28 protein-coding genes are annotated in these 25,804 nt (G+C 64.0%); 15 read left to right on the plus strand and 13 right to left on the minus strand.

The annotated features are described in order from the left end of the window. The first annotated feature begins 286 nt into the window (after positions 1-286). From rlmN to AC0L2D_RS29715, 3 genes are read left to right on the plus strand one after another with little or no spacing between them, the layout of a single operon-like run. Positions 287-1,522, plus strand: a complete 1,236-nt coding sequence (rlmN, locus tag AC0L2D_RS29705; RefSeq protein WP_027162882.1) for a dual-specificity RNA methyltransferase RlmN — start codon at positions 287-289, stop codon at positions 1,520-1,522. After that, positions 1,519-1,968 carry a hypothetical protein gene (locus AC0L2D_RS29710; RefSeq protein WP_473543725.1) on the plus strand — a complete coding sequence of 150 codons (450 nt, stop codon included), beginning with the start codon at positions 1,519-1,521 and terminating at the stop codon, positions 1,966-1,968. Before rlmN ends, AC0L2D_RS29710 begins: the two co-directional genes overlap by 4 nt. Further along, complete coding sequence (locus tag AC0L2D_RS29715; protein ID WP_473543727.1) at positions 1,968-2,447, plus strand: hypothetical protein; 480 nt, start codon at positions 1,968-1,970, stop codon at positions 2,445-2,447. Before AC0L2D_RS29710 ends, AC0L2D_RS29715 begins: the two co-directional genes overlap by 1 nt. A 6-nt stretch (positions 2,448-2,453) precedes the next feature. Here AC0L2D_RS29715 and AC0L2D_RS29720 read toward each other — a convergent pair whose 3' ends face one another. Together AC0L2D_RS29720 and AC0L2D_RS29725 are read right to left on the minus strand one after the other, a co-directional pair. Then, complete coding sequence (locus tag AC0L2D_RS29720) at positions 2,454-3,095, minus strand: LysE family translocator (protein ID WP_013528810.1); 642 nt, start codon at positions 3,093-3,095, stop codon at positions 2,454-2,456. A 25-nt stretch (positions 3,096-3,120) separates the two neighbouring features. Next, on the minus strand, positions 3,121-5,274 hold the full coding sequence (locus AC0L2D_RS29725) for a putative bifunctional diguanylate cyclase/phosphodiesterase (RefSeq protein ID WP_473543729.1): 2,154 nt from the start codon (positions 5,272-5,274) through the stop codon (positions 3,121-3,123). A gap of 301 nt (positions 5,275-5,575) precedes the next feature. Between AC0L2D_RS29725 and AC0L2D_RS29730 the strand changes: the two genes are divergently transcribed. Next, positions 5,576-6,799 carry an argininosuccinate synthase gene (locus tag AC0L2D_RS29730; RefSeq protein WP_013528809.1) on the plus strand — a complete coding sequence of 408 codons (1,224 nt, stop codon included), beginning with the start codon at positions 5,576-5,578 and terminating at the stop codon, positions 6,797-6,799. Between the two features lie 5 nt (positions 6,800-6,804). Continuing rightward, a complete protein-coding gene (locus AC0L2D_RS29735) occupies positions 6,805-7,326 on the plus strand; it encodes a hypothetical protein (RefSeq protein WP_473543731.1) in 522 nt (173 codons plus the stop codon). Positions 7,327-7,398: 72 nt separating this feature from the next. Here AC0L2D_RS29735 and AC0L2D_RS29740 read toward each other — a convergent pair whose 3' ends face one another. Beyond that, the gene (locus tag AC0L2D_RS29740) at positions 7,399-8,196 is read right to left on the minus strand and encodes a lytic murein transglycosylase (RefSeq protein ID WP_024504026.1); all 798 of its coding nucleotides are present in this window, start codon (positions 8,194-8,196) and stop codon (positions 7,399-7,401) included. A gap of 141 nt (positions 8,197-8,337) precedes the next feature. On the opposite strand from AC0L2D_RS29740, the gene AC0L2D_RS29745 reads away from it, so the two are divergent. The 7 genes from AC0L2D_RS29745 to rpsP all read left to right on the plus strand — a co-directional run bounded on the left by AC0L2D_RS29745 (position 8,338) and on the right by rpsP (position 15,232). Then, on the plus strand, positions 8,338-9,585 hold the full coding sequence (locus AC0L2D_RS29745; protein ID WP_013528806.1) for a flavin monoamine oxidase family protein: 1,248 nt from the start codon (positions 8,338-8,340) through the stop codon (positions 9,583-9,585). Positions 9,586-9,676: 91 nt separating this feature from the next. Beyond that, positions 9,677-10,774 (plus strand): zinc-binding metallopeptidase family protein, encoded by a 1,098-nt coding sequence (locus AC0L2D_RS29750; RefSeq protein ID WP_473543733.1) that lies wholly within the window; start codon positions 9,677-9,679, stop codon positions 10,772-10,774. 63 nt (positions 10,775-10,837) lie between these two features. Then, positions 10,838-11,437 (plus strand): DUF1236 domain-containing protein, encoded by a 600-nt coding sequence (locus AC0L2D_RS29755; protein ID WP_473543735.1) that lies wholly within the window; start codon positions 10,838-10,840, stop codon positions 11,435-11,437. A gap of 170 nt (positions 11,438-11,607) precedes the next feature. Next, positions 11,608-12,558, plus strand: a complete 951-nt coding sequence (locus AC0L2D_RS29760) for a lysostaphin resistance A-like protein (RefSeq protein ID WP_473543737.1) — start codon at positions 11,608-11,610, stop codon at positions 12,556-12,558. Positions 12,559-12,848: 290 nt separating this feature from the next. Next, positions 12,849-14,459, plus strand: a complete 1,611-nt coding sequence (ffh, locus tag AC0L2D_RS29765) for a signal recognition particle protein (RefSeq protein ID WP_024504031.1) — start codon at positions 12,849-12,851, stop codon at positions 14,457-14,459. 7 nt (positions 14,460-14,466) lie between these two features. After that, positions 14,467-14,793, plus strand: a complete 327-nt coding sequence (locus AC0L2D_RS29770) for a chorismate mutase (protein ID WP_013528801.1) — start codon at positions 14,467-14,469, stop codon at positions 14,791-14,793. A gap of 37 nt (positions 14,794-14,830) precedes the next feature. Next, positions 14,831-15,232, plus strand: a complete 402-nt coding sequence (gene rpsP / locus AC0L2D_RS29775; RefSeq protein WP_013528800.1) for a 30S ribosomal protein S16 — start codon at positions 14,831-14,833, stop codon at positions 15,230-15,232. Positions 15,233-15,316: 84 nt separating this feature from the next. On the opposite strand, the gene AC0L2D_RS29780 is transcribed toward rpsP, so the two are convergent. The 3 genes from AC0L2D_RS29780 to AC0L2D_RS29790 form a co-directional block, all read right to left on the minus strand. After that, positions 15,317-15,580, minus strand: coding sequence for a YMGG-like glycine zipper-containing protein (locus tag AC0L2D_RS29780; RefSeq protein WP_013528799.1), 264 nt, complete (start codon positions 15,578-15,580; stop codon positions 15,317-15,319). Positions 15,581-15,714: 134 nt separating this feature from the next. Beyond that, positions 15,715-16,125, minus strand: coding sequence for a DoxX family protein (locus AC0L2D_RS29785; RefSeq protein ID WP_027162877.1), 411 nt, complete (start codon positions 16,123-16,125; stop codon positions 15,715-15,717). 121 nt (positions 16,126-16,246) lie between these two features. Beyond that, positions 16,247-17,152 carry a bestrophin family protein gene (locus AC0L2D_RS29790; protein WP_127367180.1) on the minus strand — a complete coding sequence of 302 codons (906 nt, stop codon included), beginning with the start codon at positions 17,150-17,152 and terminating at the stop codon, positions 16,247-16,249. 188 nt (positions 17,153-17,340) lie between these two features. Between AC0L2D_RS29790 and AC0L2D_RS29795 the strand changes: the two genes are divergently transcribed. Continuing rightward, positions 17,341-17,748 carry an ACT domain-containing protein gene (locus AC0L2D_RS29795; RefSeq protein ID WP_473543791.1) on the plus strand — a complete coding sequence of 136 codons (408 nt, stop codon included), beginning with the start codon at positions 17,341-17,343 and terminating at the stop codon, positions 17,746-17,748. 152 nt (positions 17,749-17,900) lie between these two features. On the opposite strand, the gene AC0L2D_RS29800 is transcribed toward AC0L2D_RS29795, so the two are convergent. After that, on the minus strand, positions 17,901-18,935 hold the full coding sequence (locus AC0L2D_RS29800; protein ID WP_013528795.1) for an aspartate-semialdehyde dehydrogenase: 1,035 nt from the start codon (positions 18,933-18,935) through the stop codon (positions 17,901-17,903). 107 nt (positions 18,936-19,042) lie between these two features. Further along, positions 19,043-19,192 carry a hypothetical protein gene (locus AC0L2D_RS29805; RefSeq protein WP_164753489.1) on the minus strand — a complete coding sequence of 50 codons (150 nt, stop codon included), beginning with the start codon at positions 19,190-19,192 and terminating at the stop codon, positions 19,043-19,045. A 198-nt stretch (positions 19,193-19,390) separates the two neighbouring features. Between AC0L2D_RS29805 and AC0L2D_RS29810 the strand changes: the two genes are divergently transcribed. Together AC0L2D_RS29810 and AC0L2D_RS29815 are read left to right on the plus strand one after the other, a co-directional pair. Beyond that, positions 19,391-21,265: a DEAD/DEAH box helicase gene (locus tag AC0L2D_RS29810; protein WP_473543741.1), complete on the plus strand. Its 1,875-nt coding sequence runs from the start codon at positions 19,391-19,393 to the stop codon at positions 21,263-21,265. 117 nt (positions 21,266-21,382) lie between these two features. Further along, positions 21,383-22,093 (plus strand): DUF805 domain-containing protein, encoded by a 711-nt coding sequence (locus AC0L2D_RS29815; protein WP_063169563.1) that lies wholly within the window; start codon positions 21,383-21,385, stop codon positions 22,091-22,093. Here AC0L2D_RS29815 and AC0L2D_RS29820 read toward each other — a convergent pair. The 5 genes from AC0L2D_RS29820 to AC0L2D_RS29840 form a co-directional block, all read right to left on the minus strand. Then, the gene (locus tag AC0L2D_RS29820) at positions 22,083-22,571 is read right to left on the minus strand and encodes a GNAT family N-acetyltransferase (protein WP_224675804.1); all 489 of its coding nucleotides are present in this window, start codon (positions 22,569-22,571) and stop codon (positions 22,083-22,085) included. The genes AC0L2D_RS29815 and AC0L2D_RS29820 overlap by 11 nt on opposite strands. Positions 22,572-22,575: 4 nt before the next feature. Beyond that, positions 22,576-23,679, minus strand: coding sequence for a 3-isopropylmalate dehydrogenase (gene leuB / locus AC0L2D_RS29825; RefSeq protein ID WP_473543743.1), 1,104 nt, complete (start codon positions 23,677-23,679; stop codon positions 22,576-22,578). 173 nt (positions 23,680-23,852) lie between these two features. Continuing rightward, positions 23,853-24,203, minus strand: a complete 351-nt coding sequence (locus tag AC0L2D_RS29830) for a VOC family protein (protein ID WP_063173390.1) — start codon at positions 24,201-24,203, stop codon at positions 23,853-23,855. Positions 24,204-24,216: 13 nt separating this feature from the next. Continuing rightward, positions 24,217-24,600 (minus strand): RidA family protein, encoded by a 384-nt coding sequence (locus AC0L2D_RS29835; RefSeq protein ID WP_473543745.1) that lies wholly within the window; start codon positions 24,598-24,600, stop codon positions 24,217-24,219. A 221-nt stretch (positions 24,601-24,821) separates the two neighbouring features. Then, positions 24,822-25,751, minus strand: a complete 930-nt coding sequence (locus AC0L2D_RS29840; RefSeq protein WP_063173391.1) for a hypothetical protein — start codon at positions 25,749-25,751, stop codon at positions 24,822-24,824. Positions 25,752-25,804 lie beyond the last annotated feature (53 nt).

Raw genomic sequence — 25,804 nt, forward strand, 5'->3', positions numbered from 1 at the left:
ATCGCTCTAATCCCACGAAATCTCTCTCGTGTAGATACAAGGTGGCGCTGCGAAGCAGCGACGGAGTGGGGGAAGCCATCAGCCAAACGCGCTGCCGCCGCAAGACAGGCATTATCGGGAGAGAAATGCCCGCCATGACGAGGGGCGGTGCCGACGTCGTTCCAAGGCGATCGTAGATCGTAAAGCTAGCTGAGCATGACTCTGCCCTCAACCTGTGCTATGCGCCGCGCTTCCTTTCCGGCACGATGCGTGAAATCGGCCGCAAACCGCTTATATCAGTGCAACCATGACCCTTTCATTCGATCTCACCACTGACAGCGCCCGCGACGCGTTGCGTGCCCGCTCGGCACAGCCCGAAAAGCAGTCGCTGATCGGCCTGACGCGGATCGAACTCGCCGAGACTCTGGTTGCATCAGGCGCTGTGCCCGAGCGCCAGGCGAAAATGCGCGCCCAGCAGCTGTGGCACTGGATGTATGTGCGCGGCGTCTCCGATTTCGCCGGCATGTTCAACATCTCCAAGGATCTGCGTGCTGAGCTCGACAAGCATTTCACCGTCGCCAGGCCCGAGATCGTCGAGGAGCAGATTTCCGCCGACGGCACGCGAAAGTGGCTGTTCCGCTTTCCGCCGCGCGGCGCCGGCCGGCCTGTCGAGATCGAAACCGTCTACATTCCCGAAGAGGGTCGCGGCACGCTGTGCATCTCCTCCCAGGTGGGCTGCACGCTGACCTGCTCGTTCTGCCACACCGGCACGCAGAAGCTGGTGCGCAATCTGACGGCCGAGGAGATCCTCGCCCAGCTGCTCACCGCCCGCGACCGGCTCGGCGATTTCCCTGACCGCGACACGCCCGACGGCGCCATCGTGCCGGCCGAAGGCCGCAAAGTGTCCAACATCGTCATGATGGGCATGGGCGAGCCGCTTTACAATTTCGAAGCGGTGAAGAAGGCGCTGCTGATCGCTTCCGACGGTGACGGCCTGTCCCTGTCGAAGCGGCGCATCACGCTGTCGACCTCCGGCGTCGTGCCGGAAATCTTCCGCACCGGCGAGGAAATCGGCGTCATGCTGGCAATCTCGCTACATGCCACCAATGACGATCTGCGCGACTTGCTTGTGCCGATCAACAAGAAGTATCCGCTGAAGGAACTGATCGCCGCCTGCCGCGCCTATCCCGGCCTGTCGAACGCCAAGCGCATCACCTTCGAATATGTGATGCTGAAGGACGTCAACGATTCCATCGAGGACGCCAAGGGACTGATCAAGCTGCTCAAGGGCATTCCGGCCAAGATCAACCTGATCCCGTTCAACCCGTGGCCGGGCACCAATTACCAGTGCTCGGACTGGGAGACGATCGAGAAATTCGCCGACTACATCAACAATGCCGGCTATGCCTCGCCGATCCGCACGCCGCGCGGCCGCGACATCCTCGCCGCCTGCGGCCAGCTCAAATCCGACTCCGAGCGCATGCGCAAGGTGGACCGGCTGGCTCTGGAAGCGATGATGATAGCGGGGCACGGCGAGGCGTGAACCGCCCCTTCGCCTGGCTAAGACGCCTCGCCATCATGGCGGTCGGCTATGTCGCCGCCGTGCTGACCTCGATCCTGGTGCCGGTGCTGCTGATCGCTCTTCTGGAAGGCATCGAAGACGGCAACTGGTCGATCATTTTCGCCTTCGACTGGCTTGGCTCGTTCCCGCTCGCCGTGTTGACCGTAATGATCGGCGCGCTGTTGATCGTCGGTCCGGCGCTTTTTGTCGCCGAACGGTTTTCACTTCGGGGATGGTTCTACTTCGCCGCCACCGGTGCGATCACGTCCATCACCTTTGGCGTATCCATGCCGCGCTCGGCCAGCAGCTTTGTCTTCAATCCGGGCTTTCTGGGTTTTCTCGCCACCGCCGGCATCGCCGCTGGTTCGGTCTACTGGCTTCTGGCTGGACGCAGGTCCGGCACGGGCCGGAATCTGGGCCGGGATTGATGGCGCGTCTCGTCGGCTATCTCATCCGTTTCACCGTCATCCTGTTCGGCTATGCCGTCGCCTCACTGGCGGCGAGCGCCTTCCTCAACATCCTGTTCCTGGCATCGCTCGGCTACACGCCGGAGCATGCGCATCCGACGGCGACGGCTTCCCTGTATTTTTCAATTCCTTTCGCCGCCCTGTTCGTCGCCTATTTCGCCCTGATGCCGGCCTCTGTCGTCATCCTGCTTGCCGAAATCCTGGGCCGGCGCGACTGGCTGTTCTATGCGCTGGCGGGCGCGGTGGTTGCCGGTGTTTTCCTCGGGCTTGCCGACCACAGCGATGACACCGCCTTCGCCGTCAGGGACACCAGCGCCATCATGGCCGTGATCGGCAGCGGCATGGTCGGTGGTATCTTTTATTGGCTCAGCGCCGGGCGCTGGGCCGCAAGCTGGTGGCAAGGCGAACCAGGATCAAAAGAGGATGGCCGGACAGGATGACGGCGCCTACTTCGCCTGGGCCGTCAGGATCTTGAGGGCGAAGGCGGAGAACACGCCGGCAAACAGATAGTCGACCACCCGCGTAACGCGCGGGCTGGCCTTCATCGCCGCCGAAAACTTTTCCGCCGCCAGCACCATCGGCACCGTCACCGGGACCGACAGCACGATGAACATCGTGCCCAGGAAAAACAGCTTTCCCGGTGCGTTCGGATCATGCGCGGAGACGAACTGCGGCAGGAAGGTCATGAAGAACAGGATGATCTTCGGGTTGAGCAGATTGACGCCGAGGCCCGCCGCCCAGCTGCGCAACAGCGAAATCTCGGGGCCTGTCTTCTTTTCCGGCGAAAAGGCCGAGCCCCTGGTGATTGCCTGCCAGGCCAGGAAGACGAGATAGCCGGCGCCGAAGATCTTCAGCACGAAGAATGCCATCGGCGAGGCGACGATCAGCGCCGAGACGCCGACCACCACCAGCGTGGTGTGGATCAGCGTGCCGCACAGCGCGCCGGCCATCGAGGCAAAGCCAGTGGCACGGCCCTGGCTCAGCGTGCGCGAGACGAACAGGGTCATGTCCGGCCCCGGCGTGATCGCCAGGATGACCGTGGCGATGGCGAACTGGATCAGCGTGGTGGTGTCTGGAATGAACGACATGGACGGCCCCAGGGAATTGGGAGGCCTATACAGGATGCGCCATGTCGACGCCAGACACAGCAGCGGTCCGATCTCGATCCAGCAGGCGTCTGCACGGCATTCGCTGGACGGCCGGCCTCAGCCGTATCCTCGCTGGCTCCTCCGCGAAGAGTCGATCGTTGCGGACATCGGTGTCCCCGGTGATCTGGTCGATCGGCTTGGGCCGGCCGAGAAAATAGCCTTGCGCCTCATTGCAGCCTTCGACCTGCAGGATGGTGAGCTGGACATGTGTCTCGACGCCTTCGGCGAGCACCGGAATGTCGAGGCTGCGGCCCAGCGTCAGCACCGCCCGGATGATGGCCTTGGCCTGCGGGCTTCGCTCGACATCGGCCATGAATGAGCGGTCGAGCTTGATCTTGTCGAAGGGAAACGAGCGCAGCGTATCGAGCGATGAATAGCCGGTGCCGAAATCGTCGATCGCGATCGTCACCCCAAGCGCCTTGACCTGGCGCAGGACATGCAGCGTGCGCACCTTGTCGGCGACGATCGTCGATTCGGTCAACTCCAGCTCCAGCCGTTTCGGCGACAGCCCGGTCTCGATCAGGATCTGATGGACGAGCTTGGCGAGATCGGCATGGGCGAACTGCACCGGCGACAAATTGACCGCGATCTTGTGGCCATTGCCCCACGAGGCCGCCTGCCGGCACGCGGTCCGCAGCACCCATTCGCCGATCGCCATGATCGAGCCGTTCTCTTCGGCAATCGGGATGAATTCGGCGGGCGGGATCATGCCATGCACGGGATGGGTCCAGCGCAGCAGCGCTTCGTAGCCGCAGGTGGCGCCGGTCGGGACCGAGGTCTGCACCTGATAGTGAAGCGAAAGCTCGCCGCGGTCGATCGCCTGGCGAAGGTCGGTGGCCAGCGCGCGGCGCGCCCGTGCCGTCTCGTCCATGGCCGATTCGTAGAAGCAGACGGCACGCGTCACGTCGCCCTTGGCCCGGTACATGGCCAGATCCGCATTGCTGACCAGCCGCTCCCGGTCGGCCCCGTCGCGCGGATGCACGGCGACGCCGATGCTGGCGCCGGTGACGATCTCGAAATCGTCGAGCCGCAAGGGTTCGAACAATGACTTTTCCAGCCGCGACACCAGGCCGAGCAGGTCGTTCTGGTCCTTGAAGCGCTTGATGGCCGCGAATTCGTCGCCGCCGAGCCGAGCGACGAATTCGCCCTCGCCGGCGAGTTTCGCCAACCTGCGGGCGATGATCTTGAGAGCCTGGTCGCCGGCCGCGTGTCCCCTGAGGTCGTTGATCTCCTTGAAGCGGTCGAGATCGATGACGATGACGGCCGTCATCATGTCCCCGTCCTCGCCTGCCCGCTCGATCTCATGATCGAGGCGGTCGTTGAAGGAGACCCGGTTGGCAAGGCCTGTGAGCGCGTCATTGAGGGCGAGATGCTGGAGCCGCTCGAAGCTTTCCAGCCGGCCGCGTTCGTCGATCAGGTAGCTGGCGAAGCCGGTGGCGGCGACGATCATGCCGACAACGGCGACAGCGACGGCCATCGCTTCGAGTATATCGGGATTGGTGCCCGTGGTGATGAAGGAGAGCGGGGTCACCGCCACTGCCGCCATCGCCGTGAAATGCAGGCCGACGATCGCCAGCACGAACAGCCCGATGCCGAGATATTGCGACCAGCGGTATGGCCGGCGCACCACCTGGCCGATCGCCGCGGCGGCAAAGACCATCGCGATCAGCAGCGAAGCGGCGACGTAGCCGCCGTCCCATTCGACGATGCCGGCCACATGATAGGCCATCATGCCGGTATAGTGCATGGCTGAAATCGCGAGGCCGACGGCGCAGCCGCCCCATTCCGGCGCCAGGCGCCGGGGCCTGTTCAAGGCAAGGGCGAAACCTGCTCCGGTTCCGGTCATCGCTATGACCAGGGATATCATGGTGAGCGCCGGATCGAAGGTGATCGGCGCGCCGGGCTGATAGGCCAGCATGGCGATGAAATGCGTGCACCAGATCGAAGAGCCGGCGGCAACCGCGGTCAGAAACAGCCAGCCTCGCATCTGCACGCCGGCGGTTTTCCTGGCGCGGTCGAAGAGACCGATCGTCACCCAGCAGCCGGTGACACACATCAGCGCCGCCAGGAGGACAAGCCACAGATTATGCTCCGTGGCGATGCATGATATGACGCGCATCGAGAGTCGCCCAAGCCCGAGGAGCCCGCGACAAGGCAGGCAAGAAGCCGCCCGGAACGTGCCCAAGGCGGCTTTGTCGTAAGTGTTAGCGGCACGGCATGAAAACTTGATTAAGTCTCACCGGCAAATGCAGCCTTTGATTGCAGCAGGTTGTTTCCGCTGCCGGCATCGTGCTCCCGCCATACGCTGGACCAGAAGCCATGCACGCACGCGTGCTTGCTCGCTCTGCCGTTCCTGCTAAAAGGCGCTGCGACAAATCCGTGACGCCCAGGCTGGGGCGTCCGCCACCGACGGGGTAAAAATGTCCAAAACCAAAGACATCAAGAAAGTCGTGCTCTCCTATTCCGGCGGTCTCGACACATCCATCATCCTGAAATGGCTGCAGACCGAGTTCGGCGCCGAGGTCATCACCTTCACCGCCGATCTCGGTCAGGGTGAAGAGCTGGAACCGGCGCGCCGCAAGGCCGAGATGATGGGCATCAAGGACATCCGTATCGTCGATGTGCGCGAGGAATTCGTCGCCGACTTCGTCTTCCCGATGTTCCGCGCCAACACCGTCTATGAAGGCACCTATCTGCTCGGCACCTCGATCGCCCGGCCGCTGATCTCCAAGCATCTGGTCGATATAGCCCGGGAAACCGGCGCCGATGCGATCGCGCATGGCGCCACCGGCAAGGGCAACGATCAGGTTCGCTTCGAGCTCTCGGCTTACGCACTGAACCCCGACATCAAGGTCATCGCGCCGTGGCGCGACTGGACGTTCAAGTCGCGTACCGACCTGATGAATTTCGCCGAGCAGCACCAGATCCCGGTGCCGAAGGACAAGAAGGGCGATGCACCGTTCTCGGTCGACGCCAACCTCTTGCATTCGTCCTCCGAGGGCAAGGTGCTGGAAGACCCGTGGGTGGAGCCGCCGGAATTCGTTCATCAGCGCACCGTTTCGCCGATGGACGCGCCGGACAAGGTCACCGAGATCGAGATCGAGTTCCTGAAGGGCGATCCGATCGCGCTGAACGGCAAGAAATTGTCGCCGGCAACCATGCTGGCGACACTCAACGATCTTGGCCGCGACAATGGCATCGGCCGGCTCGACCTGGTCGAGAACCGCTTCGTCGGCATGAAGTCGCGCGGCGTCTACGAAACGCCAGGCGGCACCATCCTGATCGCCGCCCACCGGGCCATCGAATCGATCACGCTCGACCGAGGTGCGGCCCACCTCAAGGACGAGTTCATGCCGCGTTACGCCGAGCTGATCTATAACGGCTTCTGGTTTGCGCCCGAACGGCTGATGCTGCAGGCGATGATCGACAAGAGCCAGGAAGACGTCGAGGGCACGGTGCGGCTCAAGCTTTACAAGGGCAACGTCATGGTCACCGGCCGCAAGTCGAAGAAGACGCTTTACTCCGATGCGCTGGTCACTTTCGAGGATGACCGTGGCGCCTATGACCAGAAGGACGCCGCCGGCTTCATCCGCCTCAATGCACTGCGGCTGAGAACGCTGGCAGCGCGCAACCGCGCCAAGTAGGGCGGATGCGCGGTTTCGGTCGCTGCCTGGCGCCGCTGGTTGTTCTGGCGACGCCGGCCGCCGGCCAGGAGTTCGACCCCGCCTCTCTTGACCTTCCCGCGCTGATCGAGTGCAGGGCGGACGTTCCGACTTACAACGACTTTGCCCTGTGGCTGTCCAGCGCACCGGGTGCCGTTGAAACGCTTGGCTGGAAGGAGGTTGCCTCCGCCAATCCGTTTCTCAGCCAATACGAACTGCCGGCCAAAATCCGCGTGTTCAACCGCGAGACAGGATCGATCGTGTTTACCGCTGCGGGGCCGATGGCCGTGCTCGACGGCGTTGCCGCGCCGGAGCTTGCAAAAGAACTCGACGTCATGGCCGTTTTTTCCACGCCGCAAAAATTCCTTGGCGAGAAAGTCGTTGTCCACAGCACCGAAGAGTCGGAAGGATTGGCCTTCTCCACGGACGTAAAGCTCAACGTCTCGACCGTCGAGTCCCATCCCGGCAAGACCCTGGCCGGCTGCTCCTACACGCTCGAAATCAAATAAAAACCCGGCATTCATGCCGGGTTTTCGATCAAGTCAAAAATGGCCGGGGCCTTCTGCCCGGTGCATGGTCCGTCAATCGCCGTCGATCGCCGTGGCAATGCGGGCGATGGCCTGCTGATAGACGCTCGCGGAATTCCAGCCGGCAATCGCGCCCATATTCGCACTCGCGCTCGCGCCTGCCCGCCAGCCATGGCCCTTGAGGAAGTTGGCGGTGGAAGCCAGCGCCGTGCCCTTGTCGCGCAGGTTTCCGCCGCCGACGCCATATTTCAGGACGTTTCCTGGCAGGAACTGCGTGTGTCCGATCTCGCCATGCGCGGCCCCGACCGACGAGGCTGTCAGCGCCCCGCGATCGACCAGCTTCAGGGCGGCGATCGCATGCGGGTAGAAGAACCCCGGGCGGCGGCAATCATAGGCAAGCGTCAAAATCGCAGAGACGGTGTTCTGGTTGCCCATGGCCGAACCGAAGCCGGTTTCCATACCCCAGATGGCCAGCAACACGCCCGGCGACACGCCGTAATTCGCTTCGATCTTGGAGAACAGCGCCGCATTCGACTTTTTCAGCGACCGGCCCTTGGAGATAATCGCCGCGCCGCCGCGCCGCCGCATGAAATCGTCCACCGAGCCGCTGAAGGCCTTGTGAATGCCGCGGTCGACGGAGATGGTCTTTGTCGCGTAGTTCGCCCCGGCCAGAGCGGCCAGCCCCTTGGCGCCCACACCTTCCGACCTGGCCTGCGCGGCAAAGTCCTGCTTCCAGGCCTCGAAGCCGGCGCCGGTCTTGCCGCAGCTGGCCGCTGCCTGTGCGCCCGTCGCCAGCGCAAGCACCGCCATCGCGGCCGCTGCAAACATCTTTCCCTTGGCAAGAATTGCCATGTTGATCTCCTGATTGCCTGAATCACGTCCCAATTGCGAACTTGCCAGCGAAACGCGCACTTGTCACTGTCACCGCTGCAATGCTGGCGAATGCCGTGGAATTTGCCTAGGATCAAGTGATTATTGTGGCAAGGGGGCTGCATGCAAGACGTTGATGTCGTCATCATCGGCGCCGGCTCGGCGGGTCTTGCCGCTGCCAAAACCCTGCAGGCGGCGGGGCTTTCCTTCACGCTGCTCGAAGCGATGGACAGAATCGGCGGGCGAGCCTGGACCAGCGACCAGCATTTCGGCGTGCCTTTCGACATCGGCTGCGCCTGGCTGCATGCCGCCGACCGCAATCCCTATTTTCCCGAAGCGCAAGTGGCAGGCTGGACGTTGCATCATCACGACATGAATGTCGATCATCTCTACTACCGCGAGCGCAAGGCGAGCGAAGCGGAAGAAGCCGACATGAAGGCCGCCGACGCCAAGCTGTTCGAACTGCTGGCCAGGCATGAAGTGAAGGACGGAGATGACGATCGTCTTTCGGCGCTGTTGGCAAAAGGCCATGCGCCGCGCGCCGCCGCCACCTTCGCCGGGCCGATGGATTTCGGCGCCGACGAGGACGAAATCTCGATCCTGGACTTCCAAGCCGCCGCCGATCTCGACCCGAACTACTTCAGCAAGGAGGGCCTTGGCGCGCTGGTGGCGCGTTTCGGCGCCGGCGTGCCGGTCGAACTGTCGACGCCGGTGCGTAAGATCCTGTGGGACGTGCCCGGCGTCGCCTGCGTCACCGATCGCGGCACCGTCCGCGCCAAAGCGGTGATCGTGACCGCTTCGCCGGCGGTGCTCGCCTTCGAGGAGATCGCGTTCTCGCCGGCCCTGCCCGACACCCATTTTGGCGCCTTCTTCGACCTGCCGATGGGCATGCTGACCAAATTGCCGGTCGAAATATCGGGCACAAGGCTCGGGCTGCAGCCTTTCGACGACCTGCTGATCGAACGGATGGCCAGGCACGACATCTATTTCCTGTGCTTCCCGTTCGACCTTGACCTGATGGTCGGGTTCGTCGGCGGCGATTTCGCCTGGGAAATGTCGGCGGCCGGCGAGGCGGCCGGCATCGACTTCGTCGTCGACCGGCTGTGCGGCATCTTCGGTGGCGATACGCGCAAGCATGTCGGACGCGCCATGATGACCAATTGGGGCGGCGAGCGCTTCGTGCGCGGCGCCTACGCCGCCGCCCGCCCTGGCCGTTCACTGGCGCGCGCCGCGCTCATGCAGCCGGTGGCCGACAAGATCTTCTTCGCCGGCGAGCACTTGGCCGGCCCGCTGATGCAGACCTGCGGCGGCGCACGGCTGTCGGGCGAAGCGGTGGCAAGACAGGTTGTCGCCCAGCTTGCGGCCAAATAGCTTCAGGAAAATGTGGAACGCCGCGCGGCTGTTCGCGTTGGGCACGGGCCGCCGTGAACATCTATGTCACCTCCGGTGAATTGAGACCGACATGAAACTCTTCGACTGCCCCCATTGCGGCCATCGCATCTATTTCGAGAACGCCCAGTGCCTGAACTGCGGGAACGCCGTGCTCTACGATCCCGAGCACGCCTGTTTCACGCTGGCCAGCGTCGACGGCATCTTCCAGTGCACCAACGCCGATGAATGCGCCTGCAACTGGATGGCCGAGCCCGGACACGCCTTTTGCCGCGCCTGTGCGCTCAACCAGTTGATCCCGGATCTCTCCGTCGACGGCAACCGCCGCCGCTGGATCCGTGTCGAAGCGGCGAAGAAGCGCGCCATCTATTCGCTGCTGGCCTTCGGGCTGCCGGTGGCGCCCAAGCAGAACCCCGCCGACGAGATCGGGCTGGCCTTCGACTTCCTCGCCGATCCGATCGGCGGCGGCCCCGGCGGCGAGCGGATCCTGACCGGCCACGACAATGGCCTGATCACGCTCAACGTCGCCGAGGCGGATTCGGCCGAGCGCGAGAAGCGGCGCGTCGAGATGGGCGAGAACTACCGCACCTTGCTCGGTCATTTCCGTCATGAGCTTGGGCACTATTACTGGGACCGCCTGATCCGCGACGATCCGCACCGGCTCGAAGCTTTCCGCGCACTGTTCGGCGATGACCGCGCCGATTACGAACAGGCGCTGAAGGCCTATTATGCCAATGGTGCGCCGCCCGACTGGCAGCAAGGCCACATCTCGGCCTATGCGACCTCGCATCCATGGGAGGACTGGGCCGAGACCTGGGCTCACCACCTGCACATCACCGACACGCTGGAAATGGTGCACGCACTGAACTTTCCGCTCGGCCGGCTGGAGACGGTGGAGGCCAACGACTTGCCGCGCGGCGACACCGGCGGCGAATTGCAGGCCGCACCTTCGGAGCCGCCGACCGCGCCCGAGTCTTTCGAAAAGATCCTTGCCCGCTGGCTGGTGCTGTCGGAAGCCTCCAATTCGATCAACCGCTGCATGGGCCTGCCGGACCTCTATCCCTTTGTCATTTCGGACGTCACGGCGCGGAAATTGGACTTCGTTCACGAACTTCTGACCGATTTGCCTGGAGAACAGGGAACAAATCGTGAGTTGGCACAGGCGCTTTAGCGGGAACGCATGAGCTGCTGCCCCGTTTTCGCTGGCGAGGGACCATGAAAACGGAGAGAAACCATGAAATCCCTGTTGTTTCCGGCGGTCGCCGGAATGCTGACCGTGATGTCGGGCGCCGCGTTTGCCGACACCGCCGTCTCAGCCATCACCGACCTTAACGTTCGCGCCGGACCCGGCCCGCAATACCCTGTCATCGGCGTGCTCGCCGCCGGTCAGTCGGCAACGCTCAATGGCTGCATCGAAAACAGCAAATGGTGCACCATAGCCGAGGCCGGCGGCCAGGGCTGGGTCTATTCCGACTATGTGACGGCCGATATAGGCGGCAGCCGGGTGGTGCTGACGCAACGGCGCGCCAGCGTTGCTGTCGTCTCGCCGCCGGAGGACATCGGCAACTACTCGACCGATTATACCGGCGCGATCATCGCCAGCGATCCGGTCGTGGATGACTTCCCGCCGCCCCCGGCTGAAGTCCGCACCTATGTCGACACGCACCGCCTCGATCCCATCTATCTCGATGGCGAAGTGGTCACCGGCGCGACCCTGCCCGACACCGTCGAGCTGCGCGAGATTCCGGACTACAATTACCGCTATGTCTATGTGAACGGCCAGCGGGCGCTGATCGATCCGCAGACCCGGCGCATCATGTACGTCGTGCGCTGACGACAATTGGCATAAGCGGCCGCTGCCACAGCAGCGGCCGCCGGCAGGCGGCACCGCAGCGTCGCCTCTTCTGCGCCGACGCTGCTCTGAGCATTGTCCTTTGCGGAAAACTTCCGATTTTTCCGGCGGTCGGTTAGTCAATAGGCGATGACTTTGGCAAAGGAGCCCGCGTGACCATCGATCCGGCCGCCTTCGAGCGCTACAGGCATTCGCCGAACGCCAGGACGACCTTGCCGCGCCTGTTGCTCGGAACGGGGATCGTCGTCCTTTTTTGGGCAGCAACCACCGTGGCCGTGCTGGTCGGCGGCACCTATGCCTTCTTCGCCCGGCAGGCGGCCCCATCATCCGGCATGCAGGGTTTCCTCGCTTCGCCCATCGGCATTCTCACCGCGCTCGTCTCGTTCGCCGGCATCTGGATCGGCCTGTGGGTCGCGATGCGCTGGGTGCATGGCGAGAAGCTGTCGGCGCTGCTCGGCAACAGCCGGCGTGTTTCGTGGTCCGGCTTCCTCAAGGGGCTGATCGCGGTGCTGATCACCTCGTTGATCTCCGAAATCCTGCTCTATCTCTTGCAGCCGCAGATCGCGCGCGGCCCGATCAGCCTGTCGTCCTGGCTGCTGTTTGCGACCCCGATCGCCGCGCTCACTCTGTTGCAGACCTCGTCGGAAGAGTTGCTGTTTCGCGGCTACCTGCTGCGCGGGCTGGCCAGCCGGTTCAAGAGCCCGTTCATCTGGGCGCTGCTGCCGGCCCTGCTGTTCACCTCGCTGCATTGGAGTGCGAGTTCGTCGCCAGCCATCAACGCCTGTGTGCTGGCGTCGATCACCGCTTTCGCGCTGCTGCTGACGCTTGTCGTTTACGCAACAGGCAATCTCGGCGCCGCGCTGGGTGCTCATCTCGGCAACAACCTGACCGGCTTCCTGCTGATCTCGCATCAGGAAAGCTACAATTCCTTCGCCCTGTTCAACGCCAGGCCGCTCGAGGGACCGGGCTGGGCAACGTCGGATGCGGTTCTCATCGCCTTCATCGGCATCGCCTGCAGCCTGCTGACCATCGGGCTGCTTTTGCATCCGCGCTCGCCGCTCAAGGTCGCCGCCGAGCTTCCGGACCGCGCGAGCACGGCCTGAATGCGGGTCCGGGAATGACGCTACCCGGCCCTTGTCTTGACTCTTGCGCAGATTTCCTGTCTACACGCCCCGAATTCCGCGACGAGTATCCCTCCGAGCAAGCCGACCAGGACGCCGAAACCTCTTTGAGGTGAAGTGCTGTAAATCGATCCTGGAGGCCAACACCCGGCAGCGCTGAGCGCCCCCGGGTGCTTTTTGGTTTTGGCTTTTGCTTGGACTTTTGGTTGGACACTGGGCGCGAACGCATTACCTCTCGGGCACCATCCGGGTGCCAGGGAAAAGGAAAACGAATGTTTGAATCGCTACAGGAACGTCTTGGTTCGATCCTGAACGGCCTGACCGGCCGCGGCGCGCTGTCGGAGGCTGATGTCTCGGCGGCGCTGCGCGAGGTGCGCCGTGCGCTGCTCGAAGCCGACGTGGCGCTGGAAGTGGTGCGCTCCTTCACCGACAAGGTGCGCGAGAAGGCCGTCGGCGCTGCCGTGGTCAAGTCGATCAAGCCCGGCCAGATGGTCGTCAAGATCGTTCATGACGAACTGGTCGACATGCTCGGCGCCGAAGGCGTCGCCATCGATCTCAATGCCCCGGCGCCGGTCGTCATCATGATGGTCGGCCTGCAGGGTTCCGGCAAGACGACCACTTCGGCCAAGATCGCCAAGCGTCTTTCCGAGCGTCAGAACAAGAAGGTCCTGATGGCCTCGCTCGACACGCGGCGCCCCGCCGCGCAGGAGCAGCTTCGCCAGCTCGGCGAACAGGTCAAGGTCGCCACGCTGCCGATCATCGACGGCCAGTCGCCGGTCGACATCGCGCGCCGCGCCGTGCAGGCGGCCAAGCTCGGCGGCCACGACGTCGTCATCCTCGACACCGCCGGCCGCACCCATATCGACGAGCCGCTGATGGTCGAGATGGCCGACATCAAGAAGGTATCGAGCCCGCACGAAATCCTGCTGGTCGCCGATTCGCTGACCGGCCAGGACGCCGTCAACCTGGCCAAGAGCTTCGACGAGCGCGTCGGCATCACCGGTCTCGTGCTGACCCGCATGGACGGCGACGGCCGTGGCGGTGCTGCCCTTTCGATGCGCGCCGTCACCGGCAAGCCGATCAAGCTGATCGGCACCGGCGAAAAGATGGACGGGCTGGAGGAATTCCACCCCAAGCGCATCGCTGACCGCATCCTCGGCATGGGCGACATTGTTTCGCTCGTCGAAAAGGCCGCCGAGAACATCGACGCCGAACAGGCGGCGGCGATGGCCAAGAAGATGCAGTCGGGCAAGTTCGACCTGAACGATCTCGCCGGCCAGCTTCAGCAGATGTCGAAGATGGGCGGCATGGGCGGCATCATGGGCATGATGCCCGGCATGGGCAAGATGAAGGACCAGATGGCCGCCGCCGGTCTCGACGACAAGATGTTCGGCCGCCAGCTCGCCATCATCTCGTCGATGACCAAGGCAGAGCGCGCCAATCCCGATTTGCTCAAGCATTCGCGCAAGAAGCGCATCGCTGCCGGTTCCGGCACCGACGCGGCCGAAATCAACAAGCTGCTCAAGATGCATCGCGGCATGGCCGACATGATGAAGGCGATGGGCGGCAAGGGCAAAGGCGGCGGCCTGATGCGCGGCATGATGGGCGGCCTCGCCTCCAAGATGGGCCTCGGCGGCATGATGCCCGGCGGTATGGGTGGCATGATGGGCGGCGGCATGCCGGACCTGTCGAAGATGGATCCCAAGCAGCTCGAAGCCTTGCAGAAGCAGGCGCAGGCAGCCGGCCTAGGCGGCGGCATGAAAGGCCTTCCCGGCGGCGGTGGCCTGCCCAGCGGCATGCCAGGTTTGCCCGGCGGCATGAAACTTCCCGGGCTTCCCGGCCTCGGCGGTGGCGGGCTGCCCGGCCTTGGCAAGAAGAAGTGAGGACGCCATGAACGAAGAAAAGGACATGGCCGACGCCCGCGCCCTCCTGGCAGATTACCGGGCGTCGATCGACAACATCGACGCAGCCCTCATCCACATGCTTGCCGAGCGCTTCCGCTGCACCAAGGCGGTTGGCGTGCTGAAGGCGACTCATGGCTTGCCGCCGGCCGACCCGGCACGCGAGCAGCAGCAGATCGCCCGGCTTCGCCAGCTGGCGAAGGATGCCCATCTCGACCCGGATTTCGCGGAAAAATTCCTCAACTTCGTCGTCCGCGAAGTGATCCGCCACCACGAACAGATCGCCGCTTCCAACGGCGTGACGAAAACCAACTGAAACCCAATCAACGAACTTAGTTTTTAGGAGAAAAGAAATGCCCTTGAAGATCCGACTGGCCCGTGCGGGCTCGAAGAAGCGTCCTTACTACCACGTCGTCATTGCCGACGCCCGTTCGCCGCGTGACGGCCGGTTCATCGAGTCCATCGGCTCGTGGAACCCGCTGCTGCCCAAGGACGGCGAACGCGTCAAGGTCGACGCCGACCGCGTCAAGCATTGGCTGGCGCATGGCGCCCAGCCGACCGACCGCGTGCTGCGCTTCCTCGACGAGGCCGGCCTCGTCAAGCGCGACGCCCGTTCCAACCCGAAGAAGGCCGAGCCGGGCAAGAAGGCGCAGGAACGCGCTGCTCTTCTGAAGAAGGCGCAGGAAGATGCCGCTGCTGCCGTTGCCGCCGCCGCGGCTGCACCGGCCGAGGCGGAAGCCGCAACCGCCGAATAAGTATTTGCTCTATCGCATCCAGGAAAACGGCGGGCCATGTGCCCGCCGTTTTTTCATTCGACCCTGTCTGTAAAAGCCGCCCGGTCAATAGCCGCGCGGGCAGCGGTCAATATAGACGCGGCCACGGCTATCGCGGTAGCGGCATTCGCCACGCTCGCTCGCCCGGCCGATCAGCGCGCCGGCAACAGCGCCGACAGCACCACCGACGACGGCGCCTTCAACCGGATCGCCGGCGACGGCCGCACCGACGGCAGCGCCACCGAGGCCGCCTACGGCCGCGCCTTTTTCCGTTTGCGAACAAGCGGCGAGCGGCACCAGCAGCGCCATCAAAAGCATCGTTTTCTTCATCGTCGTTCCTCTCCGATAGGAGCCGCCTCCGCCGCCGGGCGAATCTCTAACTCGCAACTCGACGATTCGATCCCTGAGATATTGCCCGGCAAAGGGTTCAGGCTTCGAGTTGAAAGCGGTGCTTCGATCCGGATCTAACGGCTGAACGGGATCAGCGCGCGGAGCCTGGGATCGCGCAGATACAGGCCACCCCACAGGATAATGCCGAGATAGACGCCGAACAGAATGTGCGAGAACAGCGGGTTGTCGACGCGGACATTGGTGGCGATGGCGCCGCCCATATAGGCGGTGAGCAGGATGGCGCCGAGCACCGAGGTGCGCGGCAGCGCATAGAGAGCGGTCGAGATCAGGCCGATGACGCCAAGCATGCGCGCGACATTCGGATCGGCCGGCCAGCCAAGCGGCACCATCGTCTGGATGACGATATCGAGCGGCGGCAGCTTGATGGCGCCGTCGAAGATCATGAACAGCACGATGACGCCGCTGAGCGCGCGGCCGGTCCACAAAGCGCCCGGCGAGACGGGCGCGGTTTCGGAAATGCTCATGATGGTCCCTCCTGATGGTTCTATCCCCTTCTTGCTGGGGTCGAACCAAGGACGTGGCATGGAGCGGCGATCCGACAGCGGGGCGGATTCTTTTAATCCCGCTAAGCCCGCGCGCCTTTGCCTACGAAAAATAGAACTTTTCCGCCGGGATCATCTTCGGCGGCGTTTCGCCCAGCGCCTCGAACACCGAGATTTCGCAGACACGGCAGAGGCTGTCGAGAGCGAGGTCGTTGGCTTCGGTGCCGAACGGATCCTCGAGCTCTTCCGACAGCGCGTCGAGGCCGAAGAAAGTATAGGCGATCAGCGCGGTGAACAGCGGCGTCGCCCAACCGGTGGTCGAGATCAGGCCGATCGGCAGCAGCAGGCAGACGATATAGGCCGTGCGATGCACCAGCAGCGTGTAGGCGAACGGCAAGGGCGTACCGGCGATCCGCTCGCAGCCGGCCTGGATGGCCGCGACCGACGCGAGCCTCTCATCGAGGATACGAAAGCCGATCGTGTCGACGTCGCCCGCCAGGCGCTGCGCATTGGCACGCCGGCCCATCCGCCTGACCATCTCATCCGCCGGATTGGAAAAGGCTGCTGCCTTGTCCGCCTCCGCGTCGATGAAGGCACGGGCATCCTTCGTGCTGTCGATCTTGCGCAACTGCCCGCGCAGGAAATGACAGAAGGCGAGCGCTTCCATCAGCAAGGCGCGCTGTTCGGTCTGGTTCGGGATGAGGCTGGTGGTGGCGCGTGCCAGGTTGCGCATTTCGAAGACCAGCGCGCCCCACAGCTTGCGCGCCTCCCACCAACGGTCGTAGGCGGCGTTGTTGCGGAACGAGAGATAGATCGACAATGTCACGCCGACCAGGCCGAAAGGCGTGATGTTGAAGACGCTGAAATCAAGCTGGAACCGGCGCGCCGCGGCCAGGATGATCGCGGAATAAAGCGCGAAGCCCAATATCTGCGGCAGGATGCGTGGCACGACCGAACCGCGCATGATGAAGAACAGCTGCAGGAATGTGGGGCGCGGGCGAACGATCATCGAAGGCCTTTCACGGACCGGCACTGGCCCTCAGCTTCTCTATTGTGCGATGCGACAGCTCTGCAAGCCCAGCCGCCAGCGACATCGCCATGTCGTCCTTGCAGCGCCTGGACTATCGGCACGCGCCGGTCGCGGATATTGAAGAGCACGTGGGCTGCGGCCCGTTTTTTGCAGGCGAGGGAAGACAGATGGCCGGCGAAACCGATCTCAAGACACTGCTGGCGTCGATGACACCGGAGCTGCTCGCCGGCGCCTATGTCTTCGTCACGCTGGCACCCGGCGTCCCTCAGCCGGAAGGCGTTGAGCCGGTGATGGTGTTTCGCGAGCGCGAGGGTGTGACGCTGATCGTGACCGAGGAGGAGGCCAACGCCGCGGCACTGACCGCTTCGTTCCGCTGCCGGATGCTGACGCTGAACATCCATTCGTCGCTGGAAGCCGTCGGCTTCCTCGCCGTCATCACCACGCGCCTGGCCGCCGCCGGCATGGGCGTGAACCCGGTTTCGGCCTTTTATCACGACCATCTGTTCGTTCCCGCCGATAGGGCGGAGGAGGCACTGAAGCTGCTGATCGGGCTGGCCGAGGACAACCGAGTGTAGCGCATCGGCGAAGCTGCCGATCTCCCCCGGGGGAGATCGGCCTTCATCAATGCTCCGCAAACCTTCAGCATCCCGGCCGAGGGCCGAGCCCGCGACCGCGGGCCAGCCGCGCTAGCGGCGGTGCGGCCCGTGAGCGAAAACTAAATCAGCCGTCAGGCCGCCTTCTTCTTCGGCTGGATCAGGCCGCGCTCGACCAAAAGCTCGGCGATCTGCACCGCGTTGAGTGCGGCGCCCTTGCGCAGATTGTCGGAGACGATCCACATCGACAGGCCGTTGTCGATGGTCGAATCCTCGCGGATGCGCGAGATGAAGGTGGCGTCCTCGCCGGCCGATTCCAGCGGCGTGATGTAGCCTCCGTCCTCGCGCTTGTCCAAGACCTGGCAGCCTGGGGCTTCACGCAGGATATCCCGCGCGTCGTCGGCGGTGATCGGCTTTTCGAACTCGATGTTGACCGCTTCCGAGTGGCCGATGAACACCGGCACGCGCACGCAGGTCGCCGTCAGCTTGATCTTGGGGTCGAGCATCTTCTTGGTCTCGGCGACCATCTTCCACTCTTCCTTGGTGGAGCCGTCGTCGAGGAAGACGTCGATGTGCGGGATGACATTGAAGGCGATGCGCTTGGTGAACTTCTTGACCTCGACGCCATCGGCGACGAAGACCGCGCGGGTCTGGGTAAAGAGTTCGTCCATGCCTTCCTTGCCGGCGCCCGACACCGATTGATAGGTGGCGACGACGACGCGCTTGATGGTGGCGAAATCGTGCAGCGGCTTCAGCGCCACCACCAGCTGCGCCGTCGAGCAGTTCGGATTGGCGATGATGTTCTTGCGCGTGAACAGCGAGATCGCGTCCGGGTTCACTTCCGGCACGATTAGCGGCACGTCCTGGTCGTAGCGGAAGGCCGACGAATTATCGATGACGACGCAGCCCTGCTTGCCGATCTTCGGCGACCATTCCTTGGAGACGCTGCCGCCGGCCGACATGATGCAGATGTCGGTGTCGGAAAAATCATACTGGTCGAGCGTCTTCACCTTCAGCGTGCGGTCGCCGAACGACACTTCCGTGCCCTGGCTGCGCCGCGACGCCAGCGCCACGACTTCGCTTACCGGAAAGCCGCGCTCTTCCAATATGTTGAGCATTTCCCGGCCCACATTGCCCGTGGCGCCGACGATCGCTACCTTGAAACTCATCGAAAAATCTCCTGTCCCTCTCCGCTTGGTTTTTGGAGAAACCCGCTGGCCGCTGCGGGTTCCGTCCCCCGGGCCGAACCCGGGAGAGGGTGGTTAGGCCAAGGGAATCACACCGTTTTGGTGGTGGTTTTGCCAGTTTTCTTGGCCAAGAATGCGGTTTTGCTGAAACGAGGAGACGCGCCGACGCGCCCGGCCCAATGATGTGCATTGAGGCTGGGGGCATCGAATGCAGGAAGAGCCGTCAAAAGGCCGCGCATCGAAACTGTCCCGTTCGGTGCCGGCTTTTACGCGGTTTGCGTCAAGAGTCAATTGCCGAGCGGCGCCTGGTTTTGCGCGCGCCCTGTACAATCGCGGCTGCGCGAAGTACGAACGGCCAAGATTGTTTGGCTGGCGCGAGGCCCGCCCCGGCATGTGCTCCGTGATGAGCGCGGACCCTAAAATTCCGAAAGAGTGAGATGTCCAACTTCGAAGCACTTGTTCCAGCGCTTGCCAGGGCGCTGGAGAAACGCGGCTATTCCGAGCTGACGCCCGTCCAGAAGGCGGTCGTGGCGCCCGAGCTCGGCGAGGCCGATGCGCTGGTTTCGGCGCAGACCGGCTCCGGCAAGACGGTGGCCTTCGGCCTCGCTCTGGCGCCGACCCTGCTTGAGGGCGCGGAGCGCTTCAGCTACGCCGCCGCACCACTGGCGCTGGCGGTGGCGCCGACGCGCGAACTCGCCTTGCAGGTGACGCGCGAACTGGAATGGCTCTACGAACTGACCGGCGCCACCGTGGCGTCCTGCGTCGGCGGCATGGACATGCGCTCGGAGCGGCGGGTGCTGGAGCGTGGCGCCCATATCGTCGTCGGCACGCCCGGCCGGCTGCGCGACCACATCACCCGACGCTCGCTCGACATGTCGGCGCTGAAGGCGGTGGTGCTCGACGAGGCCGACGAGATGCTCGATCTCGGCTTTCGCGAAGACCTCGAATTCATCCTCGACGCCGCTCCGGCCGAACGCCGGACGCTGATGTTCTCGGCCACGGTGCCGCGCTCGATCGCCACGCTCGCCCAGGGCTATCAGCGCGATGCGGTGCGCATTTCGGCCGCCGGCGAGGAGAAGCAGCATCTCGACATCGAATATCGGGCGCTGAGCGTCGCCCAGCCCGACCGCGAGAACGCCATCATCAATGTGCTGCGCTATTACGAAGCCAAGAACGCGCTGGTGTTCTGCAACACGCGTGCCGCCGTCAATCATCTGACCGCGCGCTTCAACAACCGCAACTTCTCCGTCGTCGCCCTGTCGGGCGAGCTCAGCCAGAATGAGCGCAGCCATGCGCTGCAAGCGATGCGGGACGGCCGCGCAAAAGTCTGTATCGCCACCGATGTCGCGGCGCGCGGCATCGACCTGCCCAATCTTGAGCTGGTCATCCACGCCGATTTGCCGACCAACCCGGAAACGCTGCTGCACCGCAGCGGCCGCACCGGCCGCGCCGGGCGCAAGGGCGTCAGCGCGCTGATCGTGCCCAACAGCGCCCGCAAGCGCACCGAACGGCTGTTGCAGAACGCCGGCCTCAAGGCGACATGGGCGAGCCCGCCCTCGGCCGACGACGTGATGCGGCGCGACGACGAGCGCATCCTTGCCGATCCGGCTTTCGATGAGCCGGTGAAGGAGGACGAGCGCTCCTTCATCGACGCGCTGCTCGCCAGGCATGGCGCCGAACAGGTGGCCGCTGCCTTCGTGCGCCAGTGCCGCGCCAGCCGCTCGGCCCCCGAGGACCTCATGGAGATCGCGCCCTTCACGCCGTCGCGTGAAAGACCGGCGGGCGAAGGATTCGCGCGCCGCGACGAGGCGCCCAGCCGCCGCGACGATTTCGGCGACAGCGTCTGGTTCTCGCTGTCGATCGGGCGCCGGCAGAATGCCGAGCCGCGCTGGCTCATCCCGATGCTATGCCGCACCGGCAGCATCTCGAAGCGAGAGATCGGCGCCATCAAGATGCAGCCGGAAGAGACCTACGTGCAGATCGCGGCGGATTGGGCAGACCGCTTCCTGGCCGCGATCGGTCCCGACCGGAAGCTGCAAGGCAACATCCTGGTGAAGCGGCTCGACGGTACGCCCGATCTGTCGCGCGCCGGCTATCAGCCGCCAAGCCCCGACAAGAAGCCGCATCGCGGCAAGGCGCCGTTCGATCCCAACGCGCCGAAGCGCAAATTCGAAAAACGTGCACCGGCAGCAGCCGATCAGCGCCCGGCCGCCCCGCATGATGCAAAGCCATGGGCGAAGAAGCCGGGCAAGCCGAAATTCGACACCTCTGGTGCACCCAAGCACAAGAAGGCGAAGAAGCGGCCTTCGTAAGACCGGGCAACGAGCCTCATCCGCCCGCATGACGCTGGCCGCATCCCGATGCGGTCTTGCCCATCGGTTCGGCCATGTGCCACACCTTGGCAGGGACGTGGCAAGTGGGGGTGGCAAATGCGCGGCAAAGTGCTTCACTATGACGAAGTCCAGGGCTTCGGCTTCATCACCGGAGCCGACGGCAACCGCTACACCTTCACCCGCGAAAACCTGCGCCGGGAAACCACTATGCGGAAGGGCGCGGGCGTGGAATTCCAGGCGGGCGGCGGCCAGGCGCGCGACGTCTTTTTGATCGCCGCCGAGACGGCTGCACCGGCCGGCGACGCTGGTACGAGCGCCGCGCCAACTCAAGCCGGTAACGCACCATCCGCTTCTGCGCCACAGGCCCAGCATTTCGGCCGTTCCTCCGGGCCGGCCGAGCCCACCGATCTCTGGGGCTATTTCTGGCGTGGCGTGACGCAGAACTATTTCAATTTCGCCGGACGTGCCCGCCGCAAGGAATATTGGGGTTATTTCCTGTTCTGGGTGGTCTCGCTGCTTGTCATCGGCGGTATCGGTCTTTTCGCCGACAACGAAATGGGCAATTTCGACAGCAGCGTATCGGCGGCGGTAACCGTCGGCCTTTGCGGCACCTTCGTCCTGGCGACACTGCTGCCCAGCCTCGGCATGACCGTTCGCCGCATCCATGACATCGGCCTCTCGGGCTGGCTTTATCTGGTGGTGCTGATCCCGACCATCGGCAGCCTGATCATCCTGGTCTTCGCGCTGATCCCGACGCAGGCCCGCGAAAACCAGTGGGGACCGGTGCCGGCGGGCGTCAGGGTCTAGGGATGATCGCCTTCAGCGCCTCGCCCGAAAGCCTGAGAAAGACCTTCTGGCCGTGGCGTTCTGCGCCAAGCCGGTCGTAGAAGCGCTGCGCGCCTTCGTTCCAGTCCTCGCTGGTCAGGTCGATGCGGCCGATGCCTTCGCGCAGGCAATGATCGGCGAGAAAGCCGATCAGCGCCCGGCCGACACCAGCGTTGCGGGCTTTGTCGCGCACGAACAGGTCCTTGAGGAACAGCAGCCGCTCGAGATCGATACCGGGATGCGCGATCGCCACCGACGCCAGGCCGCTGACCTCGCCCTCGATGAAGGCGAGCGCGAAATGCGGATAGGCCGGGCTTTCCTCGCCAAGCCATTTTCGTGCCGCAGACAGGGCCCGGTCGGCATCGAGAGGCGGTTGCCGATAATGTTCCGCCATCTCGCAAAACATGGCCGCGAGCGTCGTCGCGTCCTCGATCGTCGCCCAGCGGACGTCGACCGTCACGGTATCAGCCCAGGAATTTGGCGATGATCGCGTCGCCCATCTCAACCGTACCGACCTCGGTCATGCCATCGGACATGATGTCTTTCGTCCGCAGGCCCGCGTCGAGCACGGCGGCGATCGCGCCTTCGACGCGGTCGGCTTCATCGACCATGCCGAAGGAATAGCGCAGGCACATGGCGAAGGAGGCGATCATGGCGATCGGGTTGGCAATGCCCTTGCCGGCAATGTCGGGCGCCGAACCGTGCACCGGCTCGTAGAGCGCCTTGCGCTTCTTGGTCTTCACGTCAGGCGCGCCGAGCGAGGCCGACGGCAGCATGCCGATCGAGCCGGTCAGCATAGCGGCGATATCGGACAGCATATCGCCGAACAGATTGTCGGTGACGATGACGTCGAACTGCTTTGGCCAGCGCACCAGCTGCATGCCGCCGGCGTCGGCCAGCATGTGGTCGAGCTTGACGTCGGAATAGCGCGCCTTGTGGGTCTGGGTGACGACCTCGTTCCACAACACGCCCGACTTCATCACATTGCGCTTTTCCATCGAGGTGACGTGGTTCTTGCGGGTGCGCGCGAGTTCGAAGGCGACGCCCGAAATGCGCTCGATCTCGAACGTGTCGTAGACCTGCGTGTCGATGCCGCGCTTCTGTCCGTTGCCGAGATCGATGATCTGCTTGGGCACGCCGAAATAGACGCCACCGGTCAGCTCGCGCACGATCAATATGTCGAGACCTTCGACCACCTCCTGCTTGAGCGAGGAGGACGCCGCCAGCGCCGGATAGCAGATGGCCGGGCGCAGATTGGCGAATAGCTCCATGTCCTTGCGCAGGCGCAGCAGGCCGGCTTCCGGGCGCACCTCATAGGGCACCGCATCCCATTTCGGACCGCCGACGGCGCCGAACAGCACCGCGTCGGCCGCCATCGCCTTTTCCATGTCGGCATCGGAGATCGCCGCGCCATGCGCGTCATAGGCGCAGCCGCCGACCAGCCCCTCATCGGTGGCAAAACCGCTGCCGAGCCTGTCGTTCATGACCGCGATCAGTTTCTTGACCTCGGCCATGGCCTCAGGACCGATGCCGTCACCGGGGAGCAGGAAAAGATGCTTCGTTGCCATGGAGAAACCGTCCTGGAAAGAATGTGTTTCGATTTGCACAGCGTCCTTTGCGCCCCAAAAGGCGCGCGTCGCTGTGCGACCGCGGTCTTGCTAAACGCCAAGCGAGTTGCATGCAAGGGGACGAGCGCCGAGATCCTTCTGTCCCGCCAGCGTCGGAAGCGTCCTGTGGCCGTCTACCGATGCGAGAGAATGTTGATCAGCCGGCCGAACGGATCGCGGACGTAGAAGCGCCGCACGCCCCAGGGCTCGTCGGCCGGTCCGTATTCGATGGCGAAGCCGGCCGCCTGCATGGCGTCGAGCGCCGCATCCACGTCGTCGACCTCGATGGAGAGGTCGGGCACCGGCGTGCCGGAGCCGCCTTGCGCCATGAAGCTGACCTGGACATCCATCTTTGCTTGCGAGCCGTAGGTCGCGATCCAGCCGAGGTCCATCAGCAGGTCGAGACCGAGCACATCCTGGTAGAAACGCTTCGCCGCCGCGACATCCGCTGTCTCGATATTGGCAACAATGCGCTGGACTTTCATCGTCGGTCGCCCTTCAGGCCGTGCGCCGCAGCGCCGTCACCTCGATCTCGATCTTCATTTCCGGTTTGTTGAGTTGGCAGACGATCATCGTCGCTGCCGGCCTGATGTCACCGAACGTCTCGCCGAGGATCGGGAAGACTACATCTACGAAGGCCTGGTCGGTGACGTAGTAATGCGCCCGCACCACGTCAGCCATCTCGAAGCCGCCGTCCTTCAGCGCCTTGCCGATCGTCGCCAGGCAATTGCGCGTCTGCGCCTCCACCGTCTCCGGCATCGTCATCGTCGCGTAGTCATAGCCGGTGGTGCCGGAGACGAAGCACCAGTCGCCCTGCACCACGGCGCGCGAATAGCCGGCGGTCTTTTCGAACGGCGAACCGGTGGAGATGAGTTTGCGCATATGAGGGGCCTTGCTTGGGTTATCGGCCAGCATTAGCAGGCGGAACGGCGCGGGTCGTGGGCCAAGCCAGGCAAACTGTTATCCCGGAAGCGAAGCGCGAACCTCCGAGATTGGTTGAAGCATCCCTTCCGTCGTCATCCTATGGCGGAGCAAGGAGCGTAGCGACGCGGCGCAGACCATGGGATGACGAAAGCGCGGGGGTGCTGCGCAACGCTAAAGCTTTAATTTGCCGCCCCCAGCGCCTTGTCCAACGCCGCCTTCACATCCGCGGGCCATGTCGCCACACCAGGCCACGCCTGCGGCTGGCCATTGTCGCCGCGGCGGGCGAAGTAGAGTTTGTGCTGGGCCGGGTCGACCGCCATGAAGCCGTCATTGCCGCCGCAGTCATGCGGCACGCAGCCGCTGGCGTAGAAGGCGCCCGAAGCGGTCTTTTCGGTGCCGCCGCCGACCAGCAGACTGGTCGCCATGTCGGCCATGTCCTTGCCGAGCAGCTTTTCCGCTTCCTTGTAGACGGCCTCATTGTGGAAGGCGTCGATGATGTTCTGGTACTTTTCCGGATCGATGTCTTTCCAGTCCGTTCCGGGTTCCGGCATGTAGGTCAGATTGCCCGAAATCGTCAGCCCGTCGGTCGGCGACCATTGCAAAGCCGGCTTCTGATCTCCCGGCAACAGGTAGGGCACGAAATAGATGGCGTTGTCGGACACCGCCGAGGGCGGCGCGCCGCACTGGTCCTGCTCGACCGTGGTGCTCTGGATCGTGCCGCCTTCCGGTTTCCAGACGATCACCGTCGCCGGCCCGCATTGATTGCCGCCGTCGCCGACATCGAACAGCGCCACCTTGACGCCGCCGACCTCGACTGTTTTGTCGAAGAAGACATCGTAATTGCTGGCCAGCTGCTGACCGTCATAGGCGAGCACCTTCTCGCCATACTGTTCCTTCTGGGTGATGGTCAGCGTGCCGCCTTCGAATGGGACGGGAGCTTGCTTGTCGTCATCGGAAGCATCGGCGGCGTTCGTCCCCTGATCGGCGGACGGCTGCTCCGTCGCCGGGGCCGGCTGTGTGGCAGGCGTCTGGGTCTGCGCAGACGCGCTGGCGATTTGCCCCAGCAACAAGGCCAGCCCGCAAAGGCCGGCAAGAAGCGAACGTGTCATGACTGTCCCTCCACTCAGTCGCCGCGAACCGGCCCGAAAGGCCAGATCCATCC

It is taken from the genome of Mesorhizobium sp. WSM4833 (assembly GCF_055811095.1).